The organism is Streptomyces sp. NPDC058231 (assembly GCF_042882275.1).
GTDB lineage: Bacteria > Actinomycetota > Actinomycetes > Streptomycetales > Streptomycetaceae > Streptomyces.
The window spans coordinates 14,791-39,517 of sequence record NZ_JBHVWN010000006.1 but is presented as its reverse complement, the minus strand read 5'-3'; the positions used below and the strand labels follow the sequence as shown (position 1 = coordinate 39,517).

Sequence of the window (24,727 nt, the reverse complement as noted above, 5' to 3'; positions counted from 1 at the left end):
TGGGGCTTGGGGAGAGGGCCGTGCGGGGAGGTCAGAGTCCGAGGGCGGGGAGGACCACGGAGTCGACGTAATCGATAACGAAGGCCTGGTCGGCCGGTCGGTTCTCGATGAACTGCCGGGCGACGAGACCGCCGACCAGCATGTGCGGGACGTAGTTCAGCGCCGGATTGTCCGCGCGCAGTTCACCCCGGTCCACGGCCCGGCGCAGCAATCTGTCGAGACTGGTGATCTCGGGCTCGATGAGCAGTTCGCGCAGCGCCTGGTGGAGATCGGGATTTTCGTGGACGGCATGGCTCAGGCCCCGCATCAGCGCGGAGTCCTTCTCCATCTGGCAGTCATCGGTCCGGCCCAGCGCGGCGTGGAAGTCTCCGCGCAGCGAACCGGTGTCGATCTCGTCGAAGGCGACCGGCTTGCTGTGGCGCAGCGCCTTGACGACCAGCTCCGGCTTGCTCCCCCACTGGCGGTAGAGGGTGGCCTTGCTGGAATGGGTGCGGGAGGCGACGGCATCCATGGTCAGGGCGTCGTAGCCGACCTCGCGCAGCAGGTCGAGGACCGCGGCGTACAGCTCGCTCTCGCGCTCGGGTGTCAGCCGGGTGCGCGCCATGGTTCGACCTCCTGTTCATTCGCTCGCACGACAGTCGTGGGCGGGCCGTACAGGTCAACCAGCCGAACGAAACTGTTTCGTACACATCGACGGTACCCCGCCGGTCCAGCGAAACTGATTCGTTTCGCTTGTGTGTTGCACCACAAGTTCCTCCGCACCACGAGTTGCCGCCACCGTCTCCCACGGAAAGCATTGGGGGGTGAGTGACGACGTCGCGTATCTCCGTTTCCCGCACCTCCACGACGACCTGCTCTGCTTCGCGGCCGAGGACGACCTCTGGGTCGCCCCCCTCGTCCCCGAGGGGCAGCAGCCCGGCCGGGCGTGGCGGGTGACCGTCGACCGGACCCGGGTCAGCCACCCGCGCTTCTCACCCGACGGGACCCGCATCGCGTTCACGACCTGGCGCAGTCTGGACCCCGAGATCCATCTCGCCCCGGTCGAGGGCGGGCCGGCCCGCCGGCTCACCTACTGGGGGTCGACCGACGCGCGGGTCTGCGGCTGGAGCCCCGATCCCGGGGAGTCGTCGCACATCCTCGCGGTGTCCTCGCACGCCCAGCCGTTCTCGTACTTCTCCTGGGCCTACAGCGTCCCCACGGACGGCTCCCCCGGCGGCAAGCTCCCCTGGGGTCCGGTCTCGCACATCGCGGTGGCGGACATCGAGGGCGACCGCCGCACCCTGCTGCTCACCGGCACGCCGCCGCACGAGCCGGCCGCCTGGAAGCGGTACCGGGGCGGGGCGATGGGCCGGCTGTGGCTGCACGGCGAGCAGCTGCTGGCCGATATCGGAGGCCATCTGGACTCGCCGATGTTCGTCGGCGGCCGGATCGCGTTCCTCTCCGACCACGAGGGCGTCGGCAACCTGTACTCCTGTCTGCCCGACGGCAGCGATCTGCGGCGCCACACCGACCACGACGCGTTCTACGCCCGGCACGCATCCAGCGACGGGAACCGGGTGGTCTACCAGTGCGCGGGAGAACTGTGGCTGGTCGACGACCTCTCGCCGGACTCGGTGCCGCGGAAACTGGAGGTGCGGCTCGGCGGGCCGCGCGCCGGGCGGCGCACGTACCAGGTGCCCGCCGCCAGCAATGTCGACTCCCTGTCCGTGGACGAGACGGGGCGGGCGAGCGCCGTCTCGGTACGCGGCAGCCTGTACTGGCTCACCCACCGCGACGGCCCCGCCCGCACGATCGCCGACACCCCGGGGGTCCGGGTCCGGCTGCCCGAGATGCTCGGCAGCGTCGGGCAGGTCGCGTACGTGACGGACGCGGACGGCGACGACGCGATCGAGATCGCGTACCTGCCGCGCGCCAGCGGCGACCGGCCGCCGCGCAGACTGGCCCCGGGCCAGGTGGGCCGCGTCCAGGAGCTGATCTCGGACCCGGACGGCGAGCGGCTGGCGATCGCCACGAACGACGGCCGGCTGCTGCTCCTGGAGACGGCCGAGGAGGCCACCGGCGAACCCACCGAGCTGATCCGCTCCATCAACGGTCCCGTCCGCGATCTCGCGTTCTCCCCGGACGGCGTCTGGCTGACCTGGTCGCACCCCGGGATCGGCCGTTCGCTTCGGCAGATCAAACTGGCCCGGATCATGGGGCCCGGCTCGCCGACGATCGTCGATGTCACCAACGGCCGCTTCGAGGACGAGAACCCGGTGTTCACCGGCGACGGCCGGTATCTCGCCTTCCTCTCCTGGCGCGGCTTCGACCCGGTGTACGACGTCCACACCGGCGACCTCTCCTTCCCGCTCGGCTGCCGCCCCTACCTGGTACCGCTCTCCTCCGCCACCCCGTCGCCCTTCGCGCTCTCGCCGGACGGCCGCCCGGCGGCGGGCGGGCTCGACCCGGTCGACACCTCGGAGGAGACCACGGGCGAAGGCTCCACGGTCACGGTCGAGTTCGAGGGGCTGGAGAACCGGGTGACGCCGTTCCCCGTCTCCGCGTCGAAGTACTCGGGGCTGCGTCCGGTCAGCGGCGGCGGCCTCGTCTGGCTGCGCTGGCCGATCTCGGGCGCGCTCGGCGAGACATTCGTCAACCCGGCCGACACCTCCGGCCGGCCCACCCTCGAACACTTCAACATCACCAAGGCCCGCAAGACCGAACTCGTCGGCGACCTCGACTGGTTCGCCGTCAGCGGCGACGGGACGCGGCTGGTCGTCATGGACGAGGGGGAGCTGCGTGCCGTACCGGCCACCGAGGCAGGCGACAGCGACTCGACCGTCTACCTCGACCTTCGGCGGATCCTGCACGACGTCGACCCGGGGGCGGAGTGGCGGCAGGCGTACGGGGAGGCGGGGCGCATCATCCGCTCCTACTTCTGGGAGCCGGACATGTGCGGCATCGACTGGGACGGAGTGCTGGACCAGTACCGGCCGCTGATCGAACGGGTCGCCACCCCGGACGAGTTCGCGGACCTGCTGCGCGAGGTGCTCGGCGAACTGGGCACCTCGCACGCGTACGTGGCACCCGCCCGCCGCAACGAGGGCCCGCCGCACTACCAGCGGGCGATCGGACTGCTCGGGGCGAACCTGGTGTGCCGGGACGGGGCCTGGATGGTCCAGCGGATCCTGCCCGGCGACTCCTCGGACTCCAAGGCGCGTTCGCCGCTGGCCGGCACCGGCATCCGGGAGGGGGCGATCCTCACCCATGTCGACGGACGCCCGGTGGACCCCGCCGCCGGCCCCTACCCGCTCCTCTCCCAGGCGGGCGGCACCACCGTCGAGCTCACCTTCAGCCCTCCCGAGGGGGAGGGCCGCGCGCGCCGGGTCGCGATCGTTCCGCTGGTCGACGAGCGGCCGCTGCGCTACCAGGACTGGGTGGCCAAACGCCGCGAAGTCGTACGGGACCTGAGCGGCGGCAAGTGCGGCTATCTGCACATCCCCGACATGGGCGGCTCGGGCTGGGCCCAGTTCAACCGGGACCTGCGGATGGAGGTCTCCCGCCCGGCCCTGATCGTCGACGTACGCGGCAACGCGGGCGGGCACATCAGCGAGCTGGTGGTCGAGAAGCTGACCCGCACGATCCTCGGCTGGGACCTGACCCGCGACGCACAGCCGGTCTCGTACGCCTCCAACGCACCCCGCGGCCCGGTGGTGGCCCTCGCCGACGAGGCGACCTCCTCCGACGGCGACATGATCACCGCCGCGTTCCGGCTGCTGGATCTGGGCCCCGTGGTGGGCCAGCGGACATGGGGCGGCGTGGTCGGCATGACCGGGCGTCACCGGCTGGGCGACGGCACGGTGATCACGGTTCCGATGAACGCGGCATGGTTCGACGCGTACGGGTGGTCGGTCGAGAACCACGGCGTGGAGCCGGATCTGGAGGCGCTGCGCACTCCGCTCGACTGGGCGGAGGGGCGGCACGCGGTGCTGGACGACGCGGTGCAGGTGGCCCTGGATCTTCTGAAGTCCCACCCGGCGGCGACCCCGCCGACGTACGAGGACGCCCCGAACCGGGCACGGCCGCCGCTGCCGCCGAGGTAGGCGGACGGGGGCGCCCTGCGGGCCGGGGCGCCCCCACTCCGGCCCGTCCGCGGTCAGGACGCCGCCGGATCCCGCCCCGAAGACGATCCGGCCCACTCGCCGGAACGGCGGCCGATCCGAACCTTCGCATCGGCGGCGGCACTGCACCTCCCCCGCCCACCTCTCAACTTCCGTGCCCGGTAGAGCTGGAGACCGTTCCCGGCCTCAACTCCCCCGAGGCGAGCGGGGGCAGGTGAGTGGAACCCGGCCCACCGACCCGACCTCACACACGAAAGGGCGCGTCCGGTCTCCCGAACGCGCCCTTCACACCGCACGAATGCTCAACCACGCCTCCGCGCAGAAAACCGAGGAGTCAGATCAGTCCTCGTCGTAGCGCTCGCGCGCACCCTGCTCCGTACCCTGGACCCGGTGCCGAGCGTGCTCCGACGGCTCGGACGAACGCCGGCGCGTCTCGCCCTTCTTCTCGCCGGGGTTCTTCTTGGCCTGGTCGGCGAGCTCCTGGGCCTTGTCCTTGAACTGGTCTGCAATACCCATGCTGTTCACTCCTAGTGGGGTGCTGGGGATGCGATGGGGGTGGCCCGGAAGGGCCTTGACCAGAGTTACACGGACAGACATCACACGCATTTCGATCACTTACGCTGCGTATCCGCACCCCGTGCACGCCGCGCGCTCTTGTCCGCGGCGCCTCCGGCGCCCACGAGTCCCTTGCTCACACCCTCCAGTCGCGTCCCGAACCGTTTCATCTCCCGTTGCCCGACCACACCGATGAGCGCCGGAAGGTATCCGCGCACCGACTGCATGCCGCGCAGCCACCACTGCGCGTACACATGCGCGGAACGCCGTTCGATCCCGGCCACGATCCGGTCGACCGCCGGGCCCAGCGGGTACGTACGGTTCGCCGGCCAGGGCAGTCGCTGCCGCAGCTCACGCATGACGTCGTCCTCGTCGGCGCCGCGCACCATGTCGGTGTCGGTCCAGGACAGGTAGCCGACCCCGACCTTCACACCCCGGTAGCCGACCTCCGCCCGCAGACTGTGCGCGAACGCCTCCACACCCGACTTCGACGCGCAGTACGCGGTCATCATCGGCGCCGGAGTGATCGCGGCGAGCGACGCGATCTGCAGGAAGTAGCCGCGGCTCTCCATCAGTACGGGCAGGAACGCACGGCCCGTCACGGCGCCGCCGATCAGATTGACCTCGATGACCCGTCGCCACGCCTCCGGGTCGGAGTCGACGAACGGCCCGCCCGAGGCGACCCCCGCGTTGGCGACGACCACATCGACCTTGCCGAACCGCTCCTTCACCTCCTGCGCGACCTGCGCCATCGCCACGTGGTCGGTGACGTCCGCGTACCAGTGGTCGCTCTCCGCGTGCAGCCGCTCGGAGACCTGCTTCAGTTCGTCCGGCTCCAGACCGACCAGCGCCAGCTTCGCGCCCCGCGCCGAGAGTTTGCGGGCCAGCAGCTCGCCCACACCGCGCGCCGCGCCGGTGACGACCACGACCTGTCCTTCGAGACTGCGCCTGTCACTCATACGACCTCCTCCTCAACAGTGCCATCGACCTTGCCGGTGACCGGGACGACATACCTGGCGGCCAGGTCCCGGATCGCCGCCGTGATCGCCTCCGGCGCCTCGACCGGTGTCATGTGACCCATGCCCGCCAGCTCGGTGAGGCCGAGGCAGTCGGGCAGCGCCGCCGCGAGTGCGCGCGCGTGGACCGGCGGAGTCAACCGGTCGTCGGTGCCGGCGATCACCGCGGTGGGCACCCTCAACTCCCCCACGGCCGTGTCGAGATCGAGCTCGGCGAGCACATGCCCCCAGGCGACCCGTGGCCCCCGTGGACAGGCGTGCACGATCCGGGCGCATGCGTCGACCCGGTCCGGGGCCGAACCGGCGCCCATCGTCGCGTACTTGAGGATCCGCTTCGAGACGGGTGTGACGGGACCGAGTGGTGCCCGCGCCCCGAGGATCGCCCGGGTCGCCCGGGTCCGGGCGGCGCCCGCCCGCATCGGTACCACCAGGGACTCGGAGATCAGGCGCGAACTGCCGGTGCTGCACAGCAGTACGGCTGCCGCGTGCTCACGCAGACCGGCCCGCCGCGAGGCGGCCATCAGCGTCATGCCTCCCATGGAATGCCCCGCGAGGACGGCCTGTTCGCCCGGGGCGAGCGTGGCGGCGAGCACCGCTTCGAGGTCGTCGGCGAGCGCGTCCGTGCTGTACCCCTCGGGGCGCACGGCGGGCGTGCGGCCGTGGCCGCGCTGATCGTAGGCGATGACCCGGTGGTCGGCCGCCAGGTCGCGGATCTGCGCGGCCCAGAAGTGGGTGTTGCAGGTCCAGCCGTGTGCCAGCACCACCGCGGGGGCGCCGTCCGGCCCGTGCACCTCGACGTGGACGGGGGCCCCGTCGGCGGAGACGGCGGTCAGTTCGCGCGCGGGCGCCGGCCGGGCGTCCGCGGGGCGCAGCGGCCGGCTCATCGCACGACCTCCTGGGCCACGGTCCTCCGGGGCGCGGCCGCCCCGGATCCCTCCGGTGCCGGTGGCCGGATCACCTCGTACTCCCCGAGGTCGACCGTCCGGGTCGCCCTGCGGAACTCGGCCGTCGTCCCGGGCCAGACCGTGGTGTTGCGGCCGGTCGCGTCCAGATACCAGCTGGTGCAGCCACCGGTGTTCCACACGGTCCGCTTCATCCGCTCCTGGACCCGCCGGTTCCATGCCCCGACCGCCGAGGCCCGCGCACCGAGCGCGGTCCGTCCGCCCAGGACGTTCAGCTGGCGCAGGTAGTCGGCCATGTAGTTCAGCTGGGACTCGATCATCAGGATCATGGAGGAGTTCCCGAGTCCCGTGTTGGGGCCGATGATCGTCATCCAGTTGGGGAAGCCGGCCGCGGTCGCGCCCCGCAGCGACTGCATGCCGTCCTTCCAGGACTCGGCGAGCGTGACGCCTTCCGCGCCGACGACCCGGTCGGCGATCGGCATGTCCGTCACATGGAAGCCGGTGCCGAAGATGATCGCGTCGACCTCGGTCTCCGTACCGTCGGCCGCGACGACGGTCGAGCCGCGCACCTCCGTCAGCCCGGAGGCGACCACATCCACATTGGGCTGGGCGAGAGCCGGGTAGTAGGTGCTGGAGAGCAGGATGCGCTTGCATCCGATGCGGTACGAGGGGGTCAGCTTGGCCCGCAGCGCCGGATCCTTGATGGCCCGCGCCATGTTGGACTTGGCTATCCGCTCCACCAGACCGAGTTCGTTCGGATGCTTGGTGAAGGCGCTGACCTGCAACTCCCGTATGCCCCAGAGCAGTCCGCGGCGCGCGGTGCCGGTGAACGGAAGCTTGCCGTGCAGCCAGCGCTCGACGCCGCTGATGCCGCGGTCCATGCGTGGCATGACCCACGGCGGGGTGCGCTGGAACAGCGTCAGCCGGCCGGCCTTCGGCTGGATCGACGGCACGATCTGGATGGCCGAGGCACCGGTGCCGACCATGGCGACCCGCTTGCCGGTCAGGTCGTAGTCGTGGTCCCAGCGGGCCGAGTGGAAGACCTTGCCGGGGAATTCGGCGAGGCCTGGGATGTCCGGCATCTTCGGGTCGGAGAGCGGGCCGGTCGCGGAGACGACGACATCGGCGACGATCGTGGCCCCGTTCGCGGACTCGATGACCCAGTACAGCTCGTCGTTGTCCCACCGCATCATCGTCACTTCATGGCCCAGCCTGATGTGCGGGCGCAGTCCGAAGGTGTCGGCGACGCGTTCGAGGTAGGCGCGGATGTGTTCCTGCCCGGAGAAGGTGCGCGGCCAGTCGGGGTTGGGGGCGAACGAGAACGAGTAGAGGTGGGACGGTACGTCGCAGGCGCAGCCCGGATAGCTGTTGTCGCGCCAGGTGCCACCGACGGAGTCGGCCCGCTCCAGGACGACGAAGTCGGTGATGCCTTCGCGGCGCAGCCGGACCGCGGCCCCCAGGCCGCCGAATCCGGATCCGATCACCGCCACTCGTACATGCTCGTGCTGGGCCATGCTGCCGCCTCCCGCGGTACGTCACACGACTCTGCCAGCAATCACTGGCATTGTTGGGAGAGTAGAGCAGCTCCGTACCGATGGGTAGGGGTCCGGCAAGGGAAAGTTACCGGCGGTACAACATAGGGTGCGGTAGTGGCTGAAGGACGCGAGCACCGCGAATACCGCATGGAGGAGCTGGCCAAGGAAGCCGGCATCCCCGTGCGGACCCTGCGTTTCTACCGGGAGCGCGGCCTGATCGCCCCGCCGCGCCGGGAGGGGCGCATCGCCTGGTACGACGACCACCACCTGGCCCGGCTGCGGACCATCGCCGGCCTGCTGGAGCGCGGCCACACACTCACCGGGATCGCCGACCTGGCCCGCACCTTCGAGAGCGGCCGCGACGTCGCCGAGGTGCTGGGGCTGGGCGAACCGACCGAGGAGGTCCCGGTCCGTCTGACGCCCGAGCAGCTCGCGGACCACTTCGAGGGCGAGGTCACCCCGGAGAACCTCGCCGCCGCGCTGGACCTGGGCTACCTCGCCACCGACGGCGACGAGATCGTGCACATCAGCCGCCGTCTCCTGGAGGTGTCGGCGGAGCTGGTGCGGGAGGGAGTCCCGCTCTCCACCGTGCTCTCGGCCGGCCGCCGGGTCCGCGAACACGCGGACGCACTCGCCGACCTCTTCGTAGGCATACTGCAGGCGCACACCGCACAGACCGAACCGGCCGGGCTCCGCCCGCTCGCCCGCGCGGTGGTGGACGCGGAGCTCTCCATGGCACTGGACCGGCGGCTGCGCCGCGACGAGGGCACGCAGCCGCCCAGGACCCCGGCGGCGTGAACCCCCCGCCGGGCCGCCCGCACGAAAACGCGTTGCCCGGCCCCCCGCCGTAGGACAGGCTTCCCGTCATGCCTGACAACGACGCAAGCGACTCACGCGGGGTCGCCGCCCTGTTCTCCCACGGACGGCTGACCGCGATCCCCCGCAAGCCGGCCCGCCGGGAGCAACTGCTCGTCCACCTGACCCGGACCCTGTTCGAGCCCGGCCGCACGTACACCGAGCGCGAGGTCAACGAGGCGCTGCTCACCGTGCACGACGACTACTCGGCGCTGCGCCGGTATCTGGTCGTGGCGGGCCTGCTGACCCGTCCCAAGGACGGCAGCAGCTACCGGCGGGCCCAGTAGGCGTTCCCCCTCCGCACCCCGACCGGGCTACCGGGCTACCGGGTGAAGACGGCCGTCACCGGCGCGTGGTCGCTCCAGCGTTCGCCGTGCGTGGCGGCCCGCTCCACCCAGGCCTTCGTCGCACGCGCGGCGAGGCCGGGGGTCGCCACCTGGTAGTCGATGCGCCAGCCCGTGTCGTTGTCGAAGGCGCGCCCCCGGTAGGACCACCAGGAGTACGGCCCCTCCTCGTCGGGGTGGAGCGCCCGCACCACGTCGACGTACGCGGCCTCGTCGAAGACCCGGGTCAGCCACTCCCGCTCCTCCGGCAGGAAACCGGAGTTCTTCCTGTTGCCCTTCCAGTTCTTCAGGTCGGCCTCCCGGTGGGCGATGTTCCAGTCACCGCACACCAGCACCTCGCGGCCACCGGCCGCGGCCCGCTCCTTGAGGCCCTTCAGGTACGACAGGAAGGCGCCCATGAAGCGCTCCTTCTCGTCCTGCCGCTCCGTGCCGACCTCACCGGAGGGCAGATAGAGGCTGGCCACCGTGACGCCGGGCAGGTCGACCTCGACGTACCGGCCGCTGTCGTCGAACTCCTCGCTCCCGGCGTCCCCGAATCCACCGAACCCGATCTGCACCCGCTCCGGCGCCCGGCGCGTGTAGAGCGAGACCCCGGCCCGCCCCTTGGCGGCGGCGGGTGCGTGCACGGTGTGCCAGCCCTCGGGCTCGCGCACCTCGGGGGCGAGCTGCTGCGGCTCGGCGCGCACCTCCTGCAGACAGATGACATCGGCCTCGGTCCCCGCCAGCCACTCGACGAAGCCCTTCTTGGCGGCGGCGCGGAGCCCGTTCACGTTTACGCTGGTCACGGTGAGCATCCCGGCACAATACCGACAACCATTCGTCGTATACCTGTACCATACTTCGCATGAATATCCAGTACAGACCGTTTGATCACCCCGATGCCGTCAAACTCAACGACGAGGTGCAGCTCGAGTACGCCGAGCGCTACGGGAGTGAGGGCGATGCCACACCGCTGGCCCCGTCGATGTTCCGACCCCCGAACGGTCTGTATCTGGTCGCCTACGACGAGTCGGACGTGCCGGTGGCCACCGGCGGCTGGCGCGCGCAGGACGAGAACGAGGAGAACTACTCGGACGGTGACGCCGAGCTCAAGCGGATGTTCGTGACCCGGCAGGCCCGCGGGAAGGGTCTGGCCCGCCGCATCCTCGCCGCTCTCGAAACGGACGCACGGGAGGCGGGCCGTACCCGCATGGTGCTGGAGACCGGGGACCAGCAGCCCGAGGCGATCGCGCTCTACCTGTCCAGCGGCTACACGCCCTGCGACAAGTTCGGGTACTACCGCACGTACGAGAGCAGCCTCTGCTTCGCCAAGCCGCTCCAGGGGTCCTGATCAGGGCCCCACGCCGCGCGGGGCCCGTCGCAGGGCCCTGCTGACCGCCCGGCCGGCGCCGCCCCGGGCCCTGCCGCCTCACCTGACCCGTGCGACACCCACGTAGAACCCGCTTCGTTCGACCTCCGGAGCCGGCTCCTCGCGGTACCACTCCGTGGCCGGTACGAGCCCGGGCTCGGCGAGGTCCAGGCCGTCGAAGAACGGCTCGACCTCGGTGCGGCTGCGCATCCGCAGCGAGATGGCGCCCTTCCGGTAGGCGGACTCGGTCTCGGACCGGAGTTCCGGATGCTGGTCCGCCGTACCGTGCGACAGCACCAGCCAGCTCCCCGACGGCAGGGCGTCCACCAGGGTGCGCGTGATGCCGTACGGGTCCTGCTCGTCGGGCAGGAAGTGCATGAGCGCGATCAGGGACAGGGCGATGGGCCTGTCGAAGTCCAGCAGTTTCCGGGCACGGTCGAGGATCAGCTGCGGCTGCCGCACATCGGCGTGAATGTAATCCGTCGCCCCGTCAGGACTGCTGACCAGCAGCGCCTCCGCATGGCGGAGCACTATGGGGTCGTTGTCCGCGTAGACGACCCGAGCCGTCGGTGTGATCGCCTGGACGATCTGATGCAGGTTGGGTGAGGTGGGTATGCCCGTGCCCACATCGAGGAACTGGTCGATGCCCTGGCGCGCCAGCCAGGCGGAGGCCCGGTGCATGAAGGCCCGGTTCCGCGCCGCGTTGGCCCGTGCCTCCGGGGGGAGTTTCTCTCCCACGGCCTGATCGACGGGGTAGTTGTCCTTGCCCCCCAGCAGCCAGTCGTAGACGCGCGCCGGGTGCGGTTTGCTGGTGTCGATCTGAGGCGTGGACGGGCCGACGGTCACAGGTCGCTCCTCCGGAGGGTGAATCGCGGGCAGGGGGCTGCGGTTCATCCTGCCGCCAGGCATCCCCAAAAGGGAGTGCCGGTGCGGAAGGTGATCGAAAACAGCGTAGGCGAAACGGAGTTCGACGGATCCCCGAGGTGCCGGACTCCTCGCCGTACGACCCGTCCCCCCGTCCGCCGCCCGGCCGGAGCCCCGGGAGTGTCAGTGGGAGCGCGCATCATCACCTCATGACACAAGGACCGTCCGGGACACTGCGCGAACTCGCCCACGAGCACCTTCCCTCCGACATCGCGGAGCAGTGGCTGGGGCTGTTGCGCCCGGGCTTCCGCCTGGACCCGGCGACCGGCGCGCCGCGCGGGCGACGGGCACCGCGACGGATCCCTGGCACCCGGATGTCCGGGAGGCCTTCGCTCCCGAGGCACCCTTCGGACGGTACGACCACCCGGTGTGCGCCCAGGAGTTCCTGGACGCGTTGGGGGACCACGACGGTGTGGCGGGCCACCGGATCGGTGGCCACGCCCGGTCGATCCAGAACCCGGTGGAGATCGAGATCGCGGCTGCGGTCCGGGACGAACCCCTCTCCTGGAACGACCCCGAGTTGTCGCGGGAGGCCCGCGAGTGGCTGCTGCTCGCCCAGTTCGACAGCGATACGGCGGCCGACATGATGTGGGGCGACAGCGGCGTCCTGTACTGGCTGATCCGCCGGCAGGATCTGGCGGACCTCCGTTTCGACCGGGCGATGTTCACCTGGCAGTGCAGCTGATCACCGGCGAACCGCCCGCCACCGGCCGGACCTGAAGGCTGTGCCGCTTCCGCGCGATTCCCCGGCGCCGGCGCCGGGGCTCCCCCGACGTCGCCGATGAGAAGGGATGGTCACCGAAATGGCGGGACGGTCACTGCGGTGAAGGCTTTCCGCTCTGCCGGCCGCGGACCTTCTCGACGACATCGTGAATCGCGTCGACGACGAGCTGGGGCCGGTTGTTGTGAATGTTGTGGTCGCTGCGCGTCTTCGTGATGTGTTCCGCATCGGGATACTGCTCTGCGAGACGCTCCTGCGACGCCAGTTGTGCCCGCCAGAAAACCTGGGCGAAACCGGCCGGTGCACCCGCCGGAAGGCGAGCGCGGAATGCGGCGGGGTCGAAAGTGTCGCCGGACAGCACGACGACGGGAATCCGCGGCGCCGCGGGAGCGGCGCGCACCTGGTCGAAGACCTTCTCGGGATTCTGCCTCTCCACATCTTTCCACTGGGCGACGCGCTTACTGTCGTCGTTGCGGATCAGCGCGAGGAAGGTGTCGAATTGCGCGGGCGTGAGCTCCGACTGCAGGAATTCCGATTCCGCGTCGACGAGCACGAGGCCGGACACCTCGTGCGGATGCTCGGCGGCGAAGATCCTCACGACCGGACCGCCCGCCGACCATCCGGCGAGCACATAGGGTCCGCCCACCCCCGCCGTGTCCAACACCGCGCGCAGGTCGGCGACGTCCCCCCGCGGCGTGGTGGGTTGCGGCACCGATGTCGAGGTGGTGACGCCACCGCTCTCCCGTGCCGTTCCCGGGCGGTCGTAGGAACAGACTCGGGTGAATTCTCCGACCCTGGGGTATACGGCCGATCCGCTGGGTTTCATGGCGCCGGCGGAGTCCTTCACATAACTCCAGGTATCGGCGGCGGCAACGAGTCCCGGGACGAGAACGACCGTGGGGGACCCGCTGCCGCGGCATTCGAGATAGATCTTCCGGCCATGGCCGATATCGATCAGCCGCGCGAAAGACGCCTCGGTCCTCGCGCTGGCACTTCCCCCTGGGATGGAGCCCGCTTCGGAGGAACTGCATGCCGTGAGCACCAGGGCGGATACGGCCAGCAGCCCCACCGGCACCCGAGATCCACGGCGCGCACGACGACCGCTCTGACGTCCGGGGCCGGATCGACTCATCTCACTCCGTCACGTTTTTCGCCGGCACAACGGGAAAGGGCCGCGACCACGGATCTCCCCTGGCAAGCGGCCGCGGTGGAATCCCGCAGGACATGACACCGCATCACGCAGGAAGACCGTCGCCCTGAGAACCGAGCAGGCAATGACACCACCGGGCAAAGTATGTGATCCCCCGCACATCGACAACGATGCGCGCCCGGCGCGTCCCTCAGGTCCCGCTCGTGCCACCCCGCGACCGCCCCGTACGGAGGTATCCCACGCTCCGGCCCTCGCACCCGGCAGGCGGGCGGGGAGGCTTCCCGGCCGTCCGTCCGCGCGGTCCCGGCCCCTTGCGCGGCCGGGTGGATCCCGCACGGCGGACGGGGGCACCGCGAGCGCCTTGAGCCACGCACAGCCCCTTTCCCGCCCACGCCGGGCCGGACCCGGCCCGCAGAGCGCGGCCGTCCGCTCGGAGCGGACCGCCGCACAACGCCAAAGAGCCCCTACCGGGTTTCCCCGGTAGGGGCTCTGAGCTGCGGTGGACCTGTGGGGATTTGAACCCCAGACCCCCTCGATGCGAACGAGGTGCGCTACCAGACTGCGCCACAGGCCCTTGCAACGAGTGAAACTCTAGCACCCCTACGGGGGTGCTTGGAAATCCGTTCCTCCGCTGGTCAGCCGGGTGGGCGGCGGGACGGGTCTCACTCGTTGGCGGCGCGGGGGCGGTCGCCGTTCTCGTACTGGTCGAAGAGCGGGGTCCGGCCGCGGTCGCGGGTGCGGCGGGACGGGTTGCCGCGCTGGCGCGGCGCCGGGTCGACGGGCGGCACCACGGGGGCCGCCGTGCCGGTCTGGGTCGGCTCGGCGACGCTGGAGCGGGCCGCGCTCCAGGTCTCCGGGTTGCCGACCTCGACACCGCTGGTGGCACGCGGGGCGACCGGCGCCGTGACGTACGTCGGCAGCGGGACCGGGACCGGCTCCCAGCTGTCGCCCTGGGCCCGTCCGCGTTCACGCTGCTGGTCGACCCATTCCGCGTGGTCCGTCTGCTCGACCAGGGCGCGCCGGCCCGCTTCCTGCGGGGAGACCGTGACGGTGGGCTCCGGCTCGGGATCGGGGTGGCGCGCCTCGGCCTCCTCGTCGGACTCGACCGGGGCCGCCGCCGGGGGCTGGTGCCTGCGGGGGCGGTTCTCGCGCAGGCGCTGCGCCGCGACCTCCGCCCTGCGCCGGTCCATGGTGAAGACGAACCGGCGGCGTTCCTGGGCGCGCAGATGCACGATGTACGCGCTCAGCAGTACGGCCGGGACCGCGGGCGCCCACAGGAAGTGGAGGCCGCCGACGGCCGCGACGACCGCGCCGAGGGTGAAGGCGAGGAAGAGGACCGAGGTGGTACGCCGACGGCGCGCGAGGACCTGGAGGCGCTGGGCGCGCCGGGCGCGCTCGGCGTCGATCCCGCCGGGACGCGCGCGCCGCGCGGGCGCGGAACCTTCCCGGACCTGCCGGGCCCGGTCCGTACGCTCCGGGGCCGCGTGCGCCGGATCGTGCACCCGGGCTTCGGTGTGCGCCGGAGGCGCGGCGAAGGCCCGGACGTCCACGGAATCCATTCGGTCCGTGCTCGCGTCCGGGTCGACGTCGGGCTCCGCCTCGTCGTTGGCGCGTTCCCGCAGCTCCTTGGCGTACCGGCGCTCCATGGCCGCCCGTCCGGACAGCAGCCGGATGGCGGTGCTGAAGCGTTCCGTCGGACGGTCCTCGTTGAGCTCGTCCTGCCTTCGGAGCCACATCGGCACCAAGTAGGCGGCCCAGGCCCCGACGATGACTGCATAGATGAGGCCGCTGCTGCTCACGTCTCACACCGTAGAGGGGTTTGCACGGAGGCATCCGCCAATTGGCCCGGTGTGTCGCACGATCCGGCTGATATCACGGACTTTTTTTGTGATTGTTCAGATCAACAGTCGGCGTTCGCCCGTTCGTTTGCAGTCACGCGACGATCAATTTCGAACACTTATTTTATTTCGCGTGGCGTCCCGGGTCGTGCCCGGTGCCAGCGCCGGAGCAGTCCGTCGGGCACTTCCTCCGCGGTGAGCGCGTAGATCAGGTGGTCCCGCCAGGCACCGTCGATGTGGAGATAGCGAGGACGCAGACCTTCCTCGCGGAATCCGAGTTTTTCCACCACCCTTCGGCTGGGCCCGTTCTCCGGACGAATGCACACCTCGATGCGGTGCAGTCCGACCGCGCGGAAGCAGTGGTCGACGGCGAGCCCGACCGCGGTCGGCATCACGCCGCGGCCCGCCACGTCCTGGTCCACCCAGTAGCCGACATGACCCGAGCACATCGACCCCCAGGTGATTCCGGCGACGGTCAACTGCCCGACCAGGCGGCCCTCGTACTCGATGGCGAAGGGCAGCATCCGGCCCGCGTTCGCCTCCGAGCGCAGATGACGGACCATCTGGCGGTAGGTGGGACGCCGGGCGACGGGGCCGCCCGGGGCGGGTGGCGGGACGGTCGCCTCCCAGGGGCGCAGCCAGTCGCGGTTGCGCCGGTTGACCTCGCGCCACATGCGCTGGTCACGCAGCTTTATCGGCCGGAGGGCGACTGCTCCGTCCGTCAGGATCACCGGCCAGGTCGGGACGTTCAGCTCGGGCTCCCGGGTCGGGGGTGGTCGCCGCCGCGGAGCTGGTCGACGGCGTGCACCAGAAGGCGTTCGAGTACGGCGAGCCCGTCGCGCACCCCGCCGGTGGAACCCGGCAGGTTCACGACGAGGGTGTGGCCCGCGACGCCCGCGAGACCGCGGGAGAGGGCGGCCGTGGGGACCTTGTCACGGCCCTGGGCGCGGATCGCCTCGGGAATCCCGGGGATCTCGTGGTCGAGGACGCGGCGGGTGGCCTCGGGGGTGCGGTCGGTCGGCGAGATGCCGGTGCCGCCGGTGGTGACGACGACGTCGTACGCGGCGGCCACGCCGGCCCGCAGCGCCTGCTCGACGGGGTCGCCGTCGGGGACGACCCGCGGGCCGTCGACGGCGAAACCGAGCGCGGTGAGCGCCTCCGCGATCAGCGGACCGCCGCGGTCGGCGTAGACACCGGCCGCGGCGCGGTTCGACGCCGTGACGACGAGGGCGGTGTACGGAGCGGCCGGGGCCGCGTCGGGTGCCGTCATGCGTCCGCTCCCTCGGGCGCGGGGCGCCGGTAGTCGCCGGACTTGCCGCCGGACTTCGCCTCGACCCGGACGTCCGTGATGACCGCGCTCTTGTCGACCGCCTTGACCATGTCGACGACGGTGAGCGCGGCGACCGAGACGGCGGTCAGCGCCTCCATCTCCACGCCCGTACGGTCCGTCGTCTTCACCGTGGCGGTGATCTCCACCGCGTCGTCGGCGACACTCAGATCGACCCCGACACCGGAGACGGCGAGCGGGTGGCAGAGCGGGATCAGCTCCGGGGTGCGCTTGGCACCCATGATCCCCGCGATGCGGGCGGTGGCGAGGGCATCGCCCTTGGGGACTCCCTCGCCACGGAGCAGTTCGACGACGCGCGGCGAGACCAGCACCCGGCCGCTGGCGCGGGCGACGCGCGCGGTGACGTCCTTCCCGGACACGTCGACCATCCGGGCCGCACCCGCCTCGTCGAGATGCGTCAGCCTGTTCTGCGTACTCACTGGACTCCGCCTAGCGGTAGGGCGCCGGTTGCCCGCTCGGCCTGCACCGGAGTGCGGCCGGGGGTCCGGGGGGTGTCCCCCGGGAAGGCACAGCGGCAGATACCGTACCGCCACCGGGCGGCGGTCAGCGGAGCAGGATCACCTCCGTGACCGTGCCGGGCTCCGCGGAGGTGACGTCCTCGGGCAGGACGATCAGTGCGTCGGCCTGGGCGAGGGCGGCGATCAGATGCGATCCGGACCCGCCGACGGGGGTGACGGTGCCCTCCTCCGCGTCGTACGCACCACGCAGGAACTGGCGCCGGCCGGACGGCGAGGTGAGTGCCTTCTCGGTGTTCAGCGTGGCCCGGACGGTCGGGCGGTTCACTTCCTCCAGCCCCATCAGCGTGCGGATCGCGGGCCGCACGAACAGCTCGAAGGAGACGTACGAGGAGACCGGGTTGCCCGGCAGCGCCAGCAGCGGCGTGTGCTCCGGGCCGATCGAGCCGAAGCCCTGCGGCTTTCCGGGCTGCATGGCGAGCCTGCGGAAGTCGATCCCGCTGCCCGGCTCGTCCGCGTCGCCGACGGAGGACAGGGCCTCCTTGACCACGTCGTACGCGCCGACGCTGACCCCGCCCGTGGTGACGACGATGTCGGCGCGGATCAGCTGGTCCTCGATGGTGGCGCGGAGCGAATCGGCGTCGTCGGCCACAGCGCCGACGCGGTAGGCGATCGCTCCGGCGTCACGCGCGGCGGCGGTCAGCGCGAAGCTGTTCGAGTCGTAGATCCGGCCGCCGGTCAGCTCCTCGCCGGGCTGCACCAGCTCGCTGCCCGTGGAGATCACGACGACGCGCGGCCGGGGTCGTACCTTCACGGTCGAGCGGCCGATCGCGGCGAGCAGCCCGATCTGCGGCGGCCCGATCACCGAACCGGCCCGCAGGGCCAGATCGCCGGGCTGCACGTCGCTGCCGCGGTCCCGGACGTGGGCGCGGGCCTCGACCGGGCGGTGGACCCGGACCTCACCGCCCGCGTCCTGCGGGGCTTCGCGGTGGGCGCGCATGGTGTCCGCGGGGCCGCCGCCCGTGCCCCCGTCGGTCCACTCGACGGGCACGACGGCGTCCGCACCGGCCGGCAGCGGGGCACCGGTCATGATGCGGGCGGCCTGGCCCGGTCCCACGGTCCGGTCGCCGCCGAGTCCGTCGCTGCCCGCCGCGATGTCACCGACGACCGTGAGCACCGCGGGGAACTCCTCGCTGGCACCCTCGACATCGGAGACACGGACCGCGTACCCGTCCATCGAGCTGTTGTCGAAGGGCGGCAGGGCGATCTCCACCATGACGTCCTCGACGAGGACGCAGCCCTGGGCCTCCGGCAGTTGCAGCTCGATGGGTTCGAGTGGCCGAACTGCTCCGAGGATGTCTGCCAGGTGCTCGTCCACCGACCAGATGGTGCTGCTCAAAGTGCTACATCTCCTCGCTGACATAACTGCGGAGCCAGGTCCGGAACTCCGGTCCCAGGTCTTCACGTTCGCATGCGAGTCTGACAATGGCACGGAGGTAATCGCTCCGGTCGCCGGTGTCATAACGGCGTCCCTTGAAGACGACACCGTGCACCGGCCCGCCGATCTTCTCGTCCGCGGCGAGCAGCTGCAGCGCGTCGGTGAGCTGGATCTCGCCGCCGCGGCCCGGCTCGGTCCTGCGCAGTATGTCGAAGACGGCGGGATCGAGGACATAGCGCCCGATGACCGCGAGATTGCTCGGTGCTTCGGCCACCTCGGGCTTCTCGACCAGCGCAGTCACCCGGACGACATCACCGTCGACGGTGGCGTCGACGGCCGCACAGCCGTACTGGTGGATCTGCGCCGGCTCGACCTCCATCAGCGCGATGACGCTGCCGCCCTCGCGCTCCTGGATCTCGACCATGCGGGCGAGCAGCGGGTCGCGGGGGTCGATGAGGTCGTCGCCCAGGAGGACGGCGAACGGCTGGTCGCCGACGTGCGGCGCGGCGCACAGCACGGCGTGGCCGAGGCCACGCGGGTCGCCCTGGCGGACGTAGTGCATGGTGGCGAGGTCGCTCGACTCCTGGACCTTCTGGAGCCGCTCGGCGTCGCCCTTGCGGGTGAGCGCCGACTCCAGTTCGTAGTTGCGGTCGAAGTGGTCCTCGAGCGGCCGCTTGTTGCGGCCCGTGATCATGAGTACGTCGGAGAGCCCGGCGGCGACCGCCTCCTCGACGACGTACTGGATCGCGGGCTTGTCGACGACAGGCAGCATCTCCTTGGGCGTGGCTTTGGTGGCCGGCAGGAAGCGGGTACCGAGTCCCGCGGCTGGGATGACAGCCTTGCTGATCCTGGGGTGCGACTGAGTCATGCGCGCAACCATAACCGTTGGCTATGGGCGGAAGATGAGCGTCCGGTTAACTTTGTACTTATATATGCACATACGAGAGATCATAGGTGCGCGTTGAACACCGACATGTCCGGAAAGAAGTCGCTGCGGCGTCAACTGCTCGCCCAGCGGGCCCTCCTGACCAGCAAGGACGTGGAACGTGCCGGTGCGGTTCTGTCCCGGGGCGCGGTGAATCTCGCCGAGCTGGCCGAGGCCCGCACCGTCGCCGCCTACGTCTCGGTGGGCAGTGAGCCCGGGACCCGGGCCCTGCTGGACGAGCTGCGCGCGCGAGGTGTGCGGGTGCTGCTTCCGGTGCTGCTCGCGGACGACGATCTGGACTGGGCGCCGTACGAGGGCGCCGGCCGCCTCCTCCCGGCGGCCCGCGGGCTGCTGGAGCCGGACGGCCCGCGGCTGGGGCCCGACGCCGTTCTCGACGCGGACGCGGTCCTGCTGCCGGGGCTCGCCGTGGACGGGCGCGGCATGCGGCTCGGCCGGGGCGGCGGGAGTTACGACCGGGTACTGGCCCGGCTCGCGGCAGCCGGGGCGCACCCGGCGCTGATCGTCCTGCTGTACGACAACGAGGTGGTCGCGCAGGTCCCCGTGGAACCGCACGACCACCCCGTGGATGCCGTGGTGACACCTGCCGGCGCCCGGCGCTTCACCGGATGACGGGAAGCCCTCTGCGGACACCGCGCCGGGCCCACCGGCCCGGCGCGCGCCCTACGACGGTTTGAGCGTCAGAGTGTCCTTCGTCGAGTTGGCCACGGCATTCGTCCCGAAGGACCAGTCGAGCAGATCACCGTTGACCCACTTTCCGGTCTGATCGGTGTAGTGCGCGCTGAACGCGTGCCCGGAGGCGCCGGTGAGGTTGATCCAGCGGGACTTGTCCCAGTCCCCCACGTTGACGACCATCCGCATCGACGGGACCCAGACGACCTCGTAGCCGCCCGCCGCGTTCCAGCCGGTGGCGTCGACCGCGGCCTCGCCGCCGCCGAGGTTCCACGGACCGCGGTTGAGGACCCGCTGGAGCAGATCGGGGCCTTCGGTGCCGAGGGTCTGGTTCTTCAGGGTCAGCTGGTGCAGCCGGCCCCAGCTCCAGGTGGAGGTGTCCTTGCCGAGCTTGGCGGTCAGCTCCCAGCGGGCATCCGCCATGGCGCGGCCGAAGAGCTCGTCCCGGGTCGTGGTCGCCTCGTCCTTGCGGCTCCTCGGCGACTTCCACCAGTCGTTGTTCTTGTCGTCCATGAGCCCGGCGACCACCTGGTACCACCGGTCGCCGCCGTCCGGCTGCGCCGTGTCCGCGGCGCGCTGGCCGCACTCGCGCACCGGCTTGTCCTGCTCGTCGACCGGGCCCGTGCTGTCGGCCGGGAGGACGGTGAGGCATTCGCCCTTGACCCGCATCTCCTTGGGCAGCTTGTCGCCGAAGGCGAGCTTGAGGATGTTGCGCCAGACCGCGTTGAAGTACGCGGCGGCCGCCGAGTCGGACTCCTGGGTGTAGTCCCAGCCCTCCAGGAGCTTCTGCGCCTGGCGGACGCTCTTGTCCGAGACGTTGATCTTCATCAGCTCGGGCACCAGCAGCGCGGCGATCTCGCTGGTGTTGTCCATCTGCATCTTCTGCATGTCGTCGGTCGAGATCTTCCCGCCGCCCTTGATCTTCGACTCGATGAGGTCGTTGATCCGCTGGCTGCGGGTGCCGTATCCCCAGTCCTTGGTGAGCAGGTAGGGGTACTTCTTCTCGTCGATGACGGCCTGGTTGGCGGTGACGATGTAGCCGCGCTTCGGGTTGTACTCGTACGGCAGCTGGTCGAAGGGGATCGGGTCCTTCTTCCAGCCGTAGGCCGAGGTCCAGCCGGGGCTCGGCATCGTGCCGTCGCCCTGCTTGCGGACCGGGATCTTCCCCGGGGCCTGATAGCCGATGTTGCCCTTGGTGTCGGCGTAGATGAGGTTCTGCGAGGGGACCTCGAAGTGCTCGGCGGCGGCGCGGAAGGTGGTGAAGTCCTTGGCGCGGTCGAGCTCGAAGACGGCGTCCATCGAGTGGCCCGGCTCCAGTGCGGTCCACTTCAGGGCGACGGCGTAACCGTCGGCGCGGTCCGGCGCGGAGTTGGTGACGGGGGCCTTCTGACCGACCTTCTCCAGTTCACCGCTGCGGTCGGAGACCAGCGGACCGTTGTTCGTCTCACGGACGGTGATGTGCCGGCTCTCGCCGCCCGCGACCTTGATGGTCTCCTCACGGGAGACGAACGGCTTCACCTTGCCGTCGTACTGGTACCCGTCGCCGGAGACCTTCTCCAGGAAGAGGTCGGTGACGTCCGCACCCAGGTTGGTGAACCCCCAGGCGATGTCCTGGTTGTGACCGATTATCACGCCGGGCATGCCCGAGAAGGTGTACCCGGCGGTGTCGTACTGGCAGGTCGCCGAGAGCTGCCGGCAATGCAGCCCCATCTGGTACCAGAGCGAGGGCAGCTGCGGCGCCAGGTGCGGGTCGTTGGCGAGCAGCGGCTTGTCGGTCGTCGTGTATCTGCCCGAGACGACCCAGGAGTTGGATCCGATGCCGTTGCCGTTCGGGCCGAGCAGCGCGGGGATCTCGTCGAGGGTGTCGGAGAGCGAGGCGAGCTGGGTGGTCACGCCCTCGGTGGCGCCCTGCACGGTGCTCGCGCCGGGGCCGGCGGAGTCCGTCGCGGCGGGGTCGAACGCACCGGTGACCTGCGAGATCCCGCCCTGGTCGACGATCGGCCTGTGCTTGTCGTACGGGTACGCCGGGTACAGGTCCTTGATCTGCTTCTGGCTGAGCCTGCTGGTCATCAGCGAGCGGTCGATCTCGTCCTGCATGTTGCCGCGCAGGTCCCAGGCCATCGCCTTCAGCCAGGCGACCGAGTCGACCGGGGTCCACTTGGTCGGCTTGTAGTCGTTGGTGAGTCCGAGTGCGGCGTACTCGACGGAGATGTCCTTGCCGTCGCGCCCCTTGAGGTAGGCGTTCACCCCGTCCGCGTACGCCTGCAGGTTCTTCTTGGTGTCCGCGGACAGGACGGTGTCGTACTCCTCCTGCGCGATCTTGCGCCAGCCCAGCGTGCGCAGGAAGGCGTCCGTGTCGACCTGCCCGGAACCGAACATCTCGGAGAGCCGGCCGGCCGTCATGTGACGGCGGACGTCCATCTCCCAGAAGCGGTCCTGCGCCTGCACGAAGCCCTGGGCGCGGAACAGGTCGGTGTCGGAGTCGGCGTAGAGCTGCGGAATCCCGTAGCTGTCGCGTTTGACGTCGACGTTGCCGGCGAGACCGGCGATCTTGATGGAGCCGTTCGTCTGCGGGTACGAGGCCCGCACGGTGGTAACGGACCAGAACGTGCCGTAACCGATACCCGCGACAAGCGCCAGCACCAGGACGATCACGATCAGGCGGGCGCGTCGCCCCTTCTTCTTGCCGGTCTTCTCACCGGCAGAACCGGAAGAGCCGGAAGAGGCGGTTGTGTTGGCGGGCATCGCTGTCCTTCGAGGGGCAGGGTGGTCCTGGGAGTGCAGGAGCAACCATAGGCGCAGCACCGAAGCGGGTCCGACGCGGTATCGGGATGCATCGAATCGAGTAGCGATCGCACGGACACTCGAACGCATCAAGAAAGCGTTAAAGATTAGGTAAGGTAACGAAGTACCGGCCGCCGGAGGACGATCCGGCAGGCGTACACAGGGAAGGAACGGCCACTGACTGTCCACGCGCTCAACGAACTCCTGCTCGTCTGCTCGCTCGTCCTGCTCGTCGCCGTCGCGGCGGTACGCATCTCGTCCCGCAGCGGCCTGCCCAGCCTGCTCCTGTATCTCGGCATCGGGATCGCGATGGGGCAGGACGGGTTCTTCGACGTCAAGTTCGACAACGCCGAGCTGACCCAGGTGTTCGGCTACGCCGCCCTGGTCGTGATCCTGGCCGAAGGCGGCCTCGGCACGAAGTGGAAAGAGATCAAACCGGCGCTGCCCGCCGCCGCCGTGCTGTCGATCGTCGGCGTCGCGGTGAGCGTGGGTGTGACGGCGATCGGCGCGCACTATCTGGTCGGCCTGGACTGGCGGCAGTCGCTGATCATCGGTGCGGTCGTCTCCTCGACGGACGCCGCCGCGGTCTTCTCCGTGCTGCGCAAGGTGCCCCTGCCGGCCCGGATCACCGGTGTGCTGGAGGCCGAGTCCGGCTTCAACGACGCCCCCGTGGTGATCCTGGTGGTGGCGTTCTCGACCAGGGGCCCGGTGGACAGCTGGTACGTACTGATCGGCGAGATCGCCCTGGAACTGGCGATCGGTGCGGCCGTCGGCATCGCAGTCGGCTGGCTCGGCTCGTACGGACTGCGTCACGTGGCGCTGCCCGCGTCCGGTCTCTACCCGATCGCGGTGATGGCGATCGCCGTGTCCGCTTACGCTGCGGGCGCCATGGCCCACGGCAGCGGCTTCCTCGCCGTCTACCTGGCCGCGATGATCCTCGGCAACGCCAAGCTGCCGCACTGGCCCGCCACCCGCGGCTTCGCCGACGGGCTCGGCTGGCTGGCCCAGATCGGCATGTTCGTCCTGCTCGGACTGCTGGTCACCCCGCACGAACTGCTCGACGACTTCTGGCCGGCCGTGGTCGTGGGTCTGGTGCTGACGGTGGTGGCGCGGCCGATGGAGGTCTTCATCTCGCTGATTCCGTTCCGGATGACGTGGCAGGAGAAGACCCTGATGTCGTGGGCCGGGCTGCGCGGCGCCGTGCCCATCATCCTGGCGACCATTCCGATGGTGTCCAAGATCGAGGGCTCCGGCCGGGTCTTCAACATCGTCTTCGTGCTCGTCGTCGTATACACGCTGATCCAGGGGCCGACGCTGCCCTGGCTGGCGAAGGCGCTGAAGATCGCCGAGGATCCATCCGAGGCCGCCGACCTGGGCATCGAGTCGGCGCCGCTGGAACGGCTGCGCGGGCATCTGCTGTCGGTGGCGATCCCCAGGAGATCGAAGATGCACGGCGTGGAGGTCGGCGAGCTTCGGCTGCCCGCCGGGGCCGCCGTCACGCTGGTCGTACGGGACGCGAAGAGCTTCGTACCTGCGCCGTCGACCGTGCTGCGGCACGGGGACGAACTGCTGGTCGTCACGACCGATCCGGTGCGCGACGCCGCGGAGGCCCGGCTGCGAGCCGTCGGCGAAGGCGGCAAGCTGGCCGGCTGGCTGGGAAGCGGTGAGACGGGCACCGGCACAGTAAGGACGCACCACTGATCCGAGGTGCCGAACGGAAGAGCGCGCACAATCACAGGCATGCGCGTATTCCTGCCTGTAGCATGAAGGAAACCGGATCGAAAAATCCGGTCACTCAT

At 70.4% G+C, this 24,727-nt stretch carries 22 protein-coding genes and 1 tRNA gene; 7 read left to right on the top strand and 16 right to left on the bottom strand.

The genetic code is table 11. The features are described from left to right. Positions 1 to 31 precede the first annotated feature (31 nt). Positions 32 to 604, bottom strand: a complete 573-nt coding sequence (locus ACFVXE_RS06125; protein WP_389669610.1) for a TetR/AcrR family transcriptional regulator — start codon at positions 602 to 604, stop codon at positions 32 to 34. Between the two features lie 199 nt (positions 605 to 803). On the opposite strand from ACFVXE_RS06125, the gene ACFVXE_RS06120 reads away from it, so the two are divergent. Next, positions 804 to 4,082 carry a S41 family peptidase gene (locus ACFVXE_RS06120; protein WP_389669608.1) on the top strand — a complete coding sequence of 1,093 codons (3,279 nt, stop codon included), beginning with the start codon at positions 804 to 806 and terminating at the stop codon, positions 4,080 to 4,082. 357 nt (positions 4,083 to 4,439) lie between these two features. Here ACFVXE_RS06120 and ACFVXE_RS06115 read toward each other — a convergent pair whose 3' ends face one another. The 4 genes from ACFVXE_RS06115 to ACFVXE_RS06100 all read right to left on the bottom strand — a co-directional run bounded on the left by ACFVXE_RS06115 (position 4,440) and on the right by ACFVXE_RS06100 (position 8,087). Continuing rightward, positions 4,440 to 4,616 carry a hypothetical protein gene (locus ACFVXE_RS06115; RefSeq protein ID WP_389669607.1) on the bottom strand — a complete coding sequence of 59 codons (177 nt, stop codon included), beginning with the start codon at positions 4,614 to 4,616 and terminating at the stop codon, positions 4,440 to 4,442. A 95-nt stretch (positions 4,617 to 4,711) separates the two neighbouring features. Continuing rightward, positions 4,712 to 5,614: an SDR family oxidoreductase gene (locus ACFVXE_RS06110; RefSeq protein WP_389669605.1), complete on the bottom strand. Its 903-nt coding sequence runs from the start codon at positions 5,612 to 5,614 to the stop codon at positions 4,712 to 4,714. Continuing rightward, positions 5,611 to 6,555, bottom strand: a complete 945-nt coding sequence (locus ACFVXE_RS06105; RefSeq protein WP_389669603.1) for an alpha/beta fold hydrolase — start codon at positions 6,553 to 6,555, stop codon at positions 5,611 to 5,613. Before ACFVXE_RS06105 ends, ACFVXE_RS06110 begins: the two co-directional genes overlap by 4 nt. Then, entirely contained in the window at positions 6,552 to 8,087 is a 1,536-nt protein-coding gene (locus ACFVXE_RS06100; protein WP_389669601.1) for a flavin-containing monooxygenase, read from the bottom strand. The genes ACFVXE_RS06105 and ACFVXE_RS06100 overlap by 4 nt, the downstream gene beginning before the upstream one ends. Positions 8,088 to 8,255: 168 nt before the next feature. Here ACFVXE_RS06100 and ACFVXE_RS06095 point away from each other — a divergent pair, with 168 nt between their 5' ends. Then, positions 8,256 to 8,906, top strand: a complete 651-nt coding sequence (locus tag ACFVXE_RS06095) for a MerR family transcriptional regulator (RefSeq protein ID WP_389669902.1) — start codon at positions 8,256 to 8,258, stop codon at positions 8,904 to 8,906. Positions 8,907 to 8,974: 68 nt separating this feature from the next. Next, on the top strand, positions 8,975 to 9,250 hold the full coding sequence (locus tag ACFVXE_RS06090; RefSeq protein WP_389669600.1) for a DUF2087 domain-containing protein: 276 nt from the start codon (positions 8,975 to 8,977) through the stop codon (positions 9,248 to 9,250). Positions 9,251 to 9,285: 35 nt separating this feature from the next. Here ACFVXE_RS06090 and ACFVXE_RS06085 read toward each other — a convergent pair whose 3' ends face one another. Further along, positions 9,286 to 10,101, bottom strand: coding sequence for an exodeoxyribonuclease III (locus ACFVXE_RS06085; protein ID WP_389669598.1), 816 nt, complete (start codon positions 10,099 to 10,101; stop codon positions 9,286 to 9,288). A gap of 50 nt (positions 10,102 to 10,151) precedes the next feature. Here ACFVXE_RS06085 and ACFVXE_RS06080 point away from each other — a divergent pair, with 50 nt between their 5' ends. Beyond that, on the top strand, positions 10,152 to 10,637 hold the full coding sequence (locus ACFVXE_RS06080; protein ID WP_389669596.1) for a GNAT family N-acetyltransferase: 486 nt from the start codon (positions 10,152 to 10,154) through the stop codon (positions 10,635 to 10,637). A 78-nt stretch (positions 10,638 to 10,715) separates the two neighbouring features. Here ACFVXE_RS06080 and ACFVXE_RS06075 read toward each other — a convergent pair whose 3' ends face one another. Then, positions 10,716 to 11,501, bottom strand: a complete 786-nt coding sequence (locus ACFVXE_RS06075; RefSeq protein ID WP_389669595.1) for an SAM-dependent methyltransferase — start codon at positions 11,499 to 11,501, stop codon at positions 10,716 to 10,718. Positions 11,502 to 11,946: 445 nt separating this feature from the next. Here ACFVXE_RS06075 and ACFVXE_RS06070 point away from each other — a divergent pair, with 445 nt between their 5' ends. Next, a complete protein-coding gene (locus tag ACFVXE_RS06070; RefSeq protein ID WP_389669593.1) occupies positions 11,947 to 12,264 on the top strand; it encodes a DUF1963 domain-containing protein in 318 nt (105 codons plus the stop codon). 130 nt (positions 12,265 to 12,394) lie between these two features. Here ACFVXE_RS06070 and ACFVXE_RS06065 read toward each other — a convergent pair whose 3' ends face one another. The 8 genes from ACFVXE_RS06065 to galU form a co-directional block, all read right to left on the bottom strand. Then, positions 12,395 to 13,369, bottom strand: coding sequence for an alpha/beta fold hydrolase (locus tag ACFVXE_RS06065; protein ID WP_389669591.1), 975 nt, complete (start codon positions 13,367 to 13,369; stop codon positions 12,395 to 12,397). 581 nt (positions 13,370 to 13,950) lie between these two features. After that, a tRNA-Ala gene (locus tag ACFVXE_RS06060) sits at positions 13,951 to 14,024 on the bottom strand. Positions 14,025 to 14,112: 88 nt separating this feature from the next. Beyond that, a complete protein-coding gene (glpR, locus tag ACFVXE_RS06055; protein WP_389669590.1) occupies positions 14,113 to 15,249 on the bottom strand; it encodes a gephyrin-like molybdotransferase receptor GlpR in 1,137 nt (378 codons plus the stop codon). Between the two features lie 158 nt (positions 15,250 to 15,407). Next, on the bottom strand, positions 15,408 to 16,019 hold the full coding sequence (locus ACFVXE_RS06050) for a GNAT family N-acetyltransferase (RefSeq protein WP_389669588.1): 612 nt from the start codon (positions 16,017 to 16,019) through the stop codon (positions 15,408 to 15,410). A gap of 17 nt (positions 16,020 to 16,036) precedes the next feature. Further along, the gene (locus tag ACFVXE_RS06045) at positions 16,037 to 16,558 is read right to left on the bottom strand and encodes a molybdenum cofactor biosynthesis protein B (RefSeq protein ID WP_389669586.1); all 522 of its coding nucleotides are present in this window, start codon (positions 16,556 to 16,558) and stop codon (positions 16,037 to 16,039) included. Next, the gene (gene moaC / locus ACFVXE_RS06040) at positions 16,555 to 17,055 is read right to left on the bottom strand and encodes a cyclic pyranopterin monophosphate synthase MoaC (RefSeq protein WP_389669584.1); all 501 of its coding nucleotides are present in this window, start codon (positions 17,053 to 17,055) and stop codon (positions 16,555 to 16,557) included. The genes ACFVXE_RS06045 and moaC overlap by 4 nt, the downstream gene beginning before the upstream one ends. A gap of 124 nt (positions 17,056 to 17,179) precedes the next feature. After that, complete coding sequence (gene glp, locus ACFVXE_RS06035) at positions 17,180 to 18,490, bottom strand: gephyrin-like molybdotransferase Glp (protein ID WP_389669582.1); 1,311 nt, start codon at positions 18,488 to 18,490, stop codon at positions 17,180 to 17,182. A 4-nt stretch (positions 18,491 to 18,494) separates the two neighbouring features. Next, on the bottom strand, positions 18,495 to 19,397 hold the full coding sequence (galU, locus tag ACFVXE_RS06030; protein WP_389669580.1) for a UTP--glucose-1-phosphate uridylyltransferase GalU: 903 nt from the start codon (positions 19,395 to 19,397) through the stop codon (positions 18,495 to 18,497). A gap of 105 nt (positions 19,398 to 19,502) precedes the next feature. Here galU and ACFVXE_RS06025 point away from each other — a divergent pair, with 105 nt between their 5' ends. Further along, the gene (locus tag ACFVXE_RS06025) at positions 19,503 to 20,084 is read left to right on the top strand and encodes a 5-formyltetrahydrofolate cyclo-ligase (RefSeq protein WP_389669578.1); all 582 of its coding nucleotides are present in this window, start codon (positions 19,503 to 19,505) and stop codon (positions 20,082 to 20,084) included. A gap of 51 nt (positions 20,085 to 20,135) precedes the next feature. Here the strand turns inward: ACFVXE_RS06025 and ACFVXE_RS06020 are convergent, their stop codons facing one another. Next, positions 20,136 to 22,889, bottom strand: a complete 2,754-nt coding sequence (locus ACFVXE_RS06020; RefSeq protein ID WP_389669577.1) for a penicillin acylase family protein — start codon at positions 22,887 to 22,889, stop codon at positions 20,136 to 20,138. Between the two features lie 216 nt (positions 22,890 to 23,105). Between ACFVXE_RS06020 and ACFVXE_RS06015 the strand changes: the two genes are divergently transcribed. Further along, positions 23,106 to 24,629 carry a potassium/proton antiporter gene (locus ACFVXE_RS06015; RefSeq protein ID WP_389669900.1) on the top strand — a complete coding sequence of 508 codons (1,524 nt, stop codon included), beginning with the start codon at positions 23,106 to 23,108 and terminating at the stop codon, positions 24,627 to 24,629. Positions 24,630 to 24,727: the final 98 nt, after the last annotated feature.

Coding starts and splice junctions, on each gene's coding strand:
- ACFVXE_RS06125 (WP_389669610.1), bottom strand. CDS start 604: ATGGCGCGCACCCGGCTGACACCCGAGCGCGAGAGCGAGCTGTACGCC.
- ACFVXE_RS06115 (WP_389669607.1), bottom strand. CDS start 4,616: ATGGGTATTGCAGACCAGTTCAAGGACAAGGCCCAGGAGCTCGCCGAC.
- ACFVXE_RS06110 (WP_389669605.1), bottom strand. CDS start 5,614: ATGAGTGACAGGCGCAGTCTCGAAGGACAGGTCGTGGTCGTCACCGGC.
- ACFVXE_RS06105 (WP_389669603.1), bottom strand. CDS start 6,555: ATGAGCCGGCCGCTGCGCCCCGCGGACGCCCGGCCGGCGCCCGCGCGC.
- ACFVXE_RS06100 (WP_389669601.1), bottom strand. CDS start 8,087: ATGGCCCAGCACGAGCATGTACGAGTGGCGGTGATCGGATCCGGATTC.
- ACFVXE_RS06095 (WP_389669902.1), top strand. CDS start 8,256: ATGGAGGAGCTGGCCAAGGAAGCCGGCATCCCCGTGCGGACCCTGCGT.
- ACFVXE_RS06090 (WP_389669600.1), top strand. CDS start 8,975: ATGCCTGACAACGACGCAAGCGACTCACGCGGGGTCGCCGCCCTGTTC.
- ACFVXE_RS06085 (WP_389669598.1), bottom strand. CDS start 10,101: ATGCTCACCGTGACCAGCGTAAACGTGAACGGGCTCCGCGCCGCCGCC.
- ACFVXE_RS06080 (WP_389669596.1), top strand. CDS start 10,152: ATGAATATCCAGTACAGACCGTTTGATCACCCCGATGCCGTCAAACTC.
- ACFVXE_RS06045 (WP_389669586.1), bottom strand. CDS start 16,558: ATGACGGCACCCGACGCGGCCCCGGCCGCTCCGTACACCGCCCTCGTC.
- galU (WP_389669580.1), bottom strand. CDS start 19,397: ATGACTCAGTCGCACCCCAGGATCAGCAAGGCTGTCATCCCAGCCGCG.
- ACFVXE_RS06025 (WP_389669578.1), top strand. CDS start 19,503: ATGTCCGGAAAGAAGTCGCTGCGGCGTCAACTGCTCGCCCAGCGGGCC.
- ACFVXE_RS06020 (WP_389669577.1), bottom strand. CDS start 22,889: ATGCCCGCCAACACAACCGCCTCTTCCGGCTCTTCCGGTTCTGCCGGT.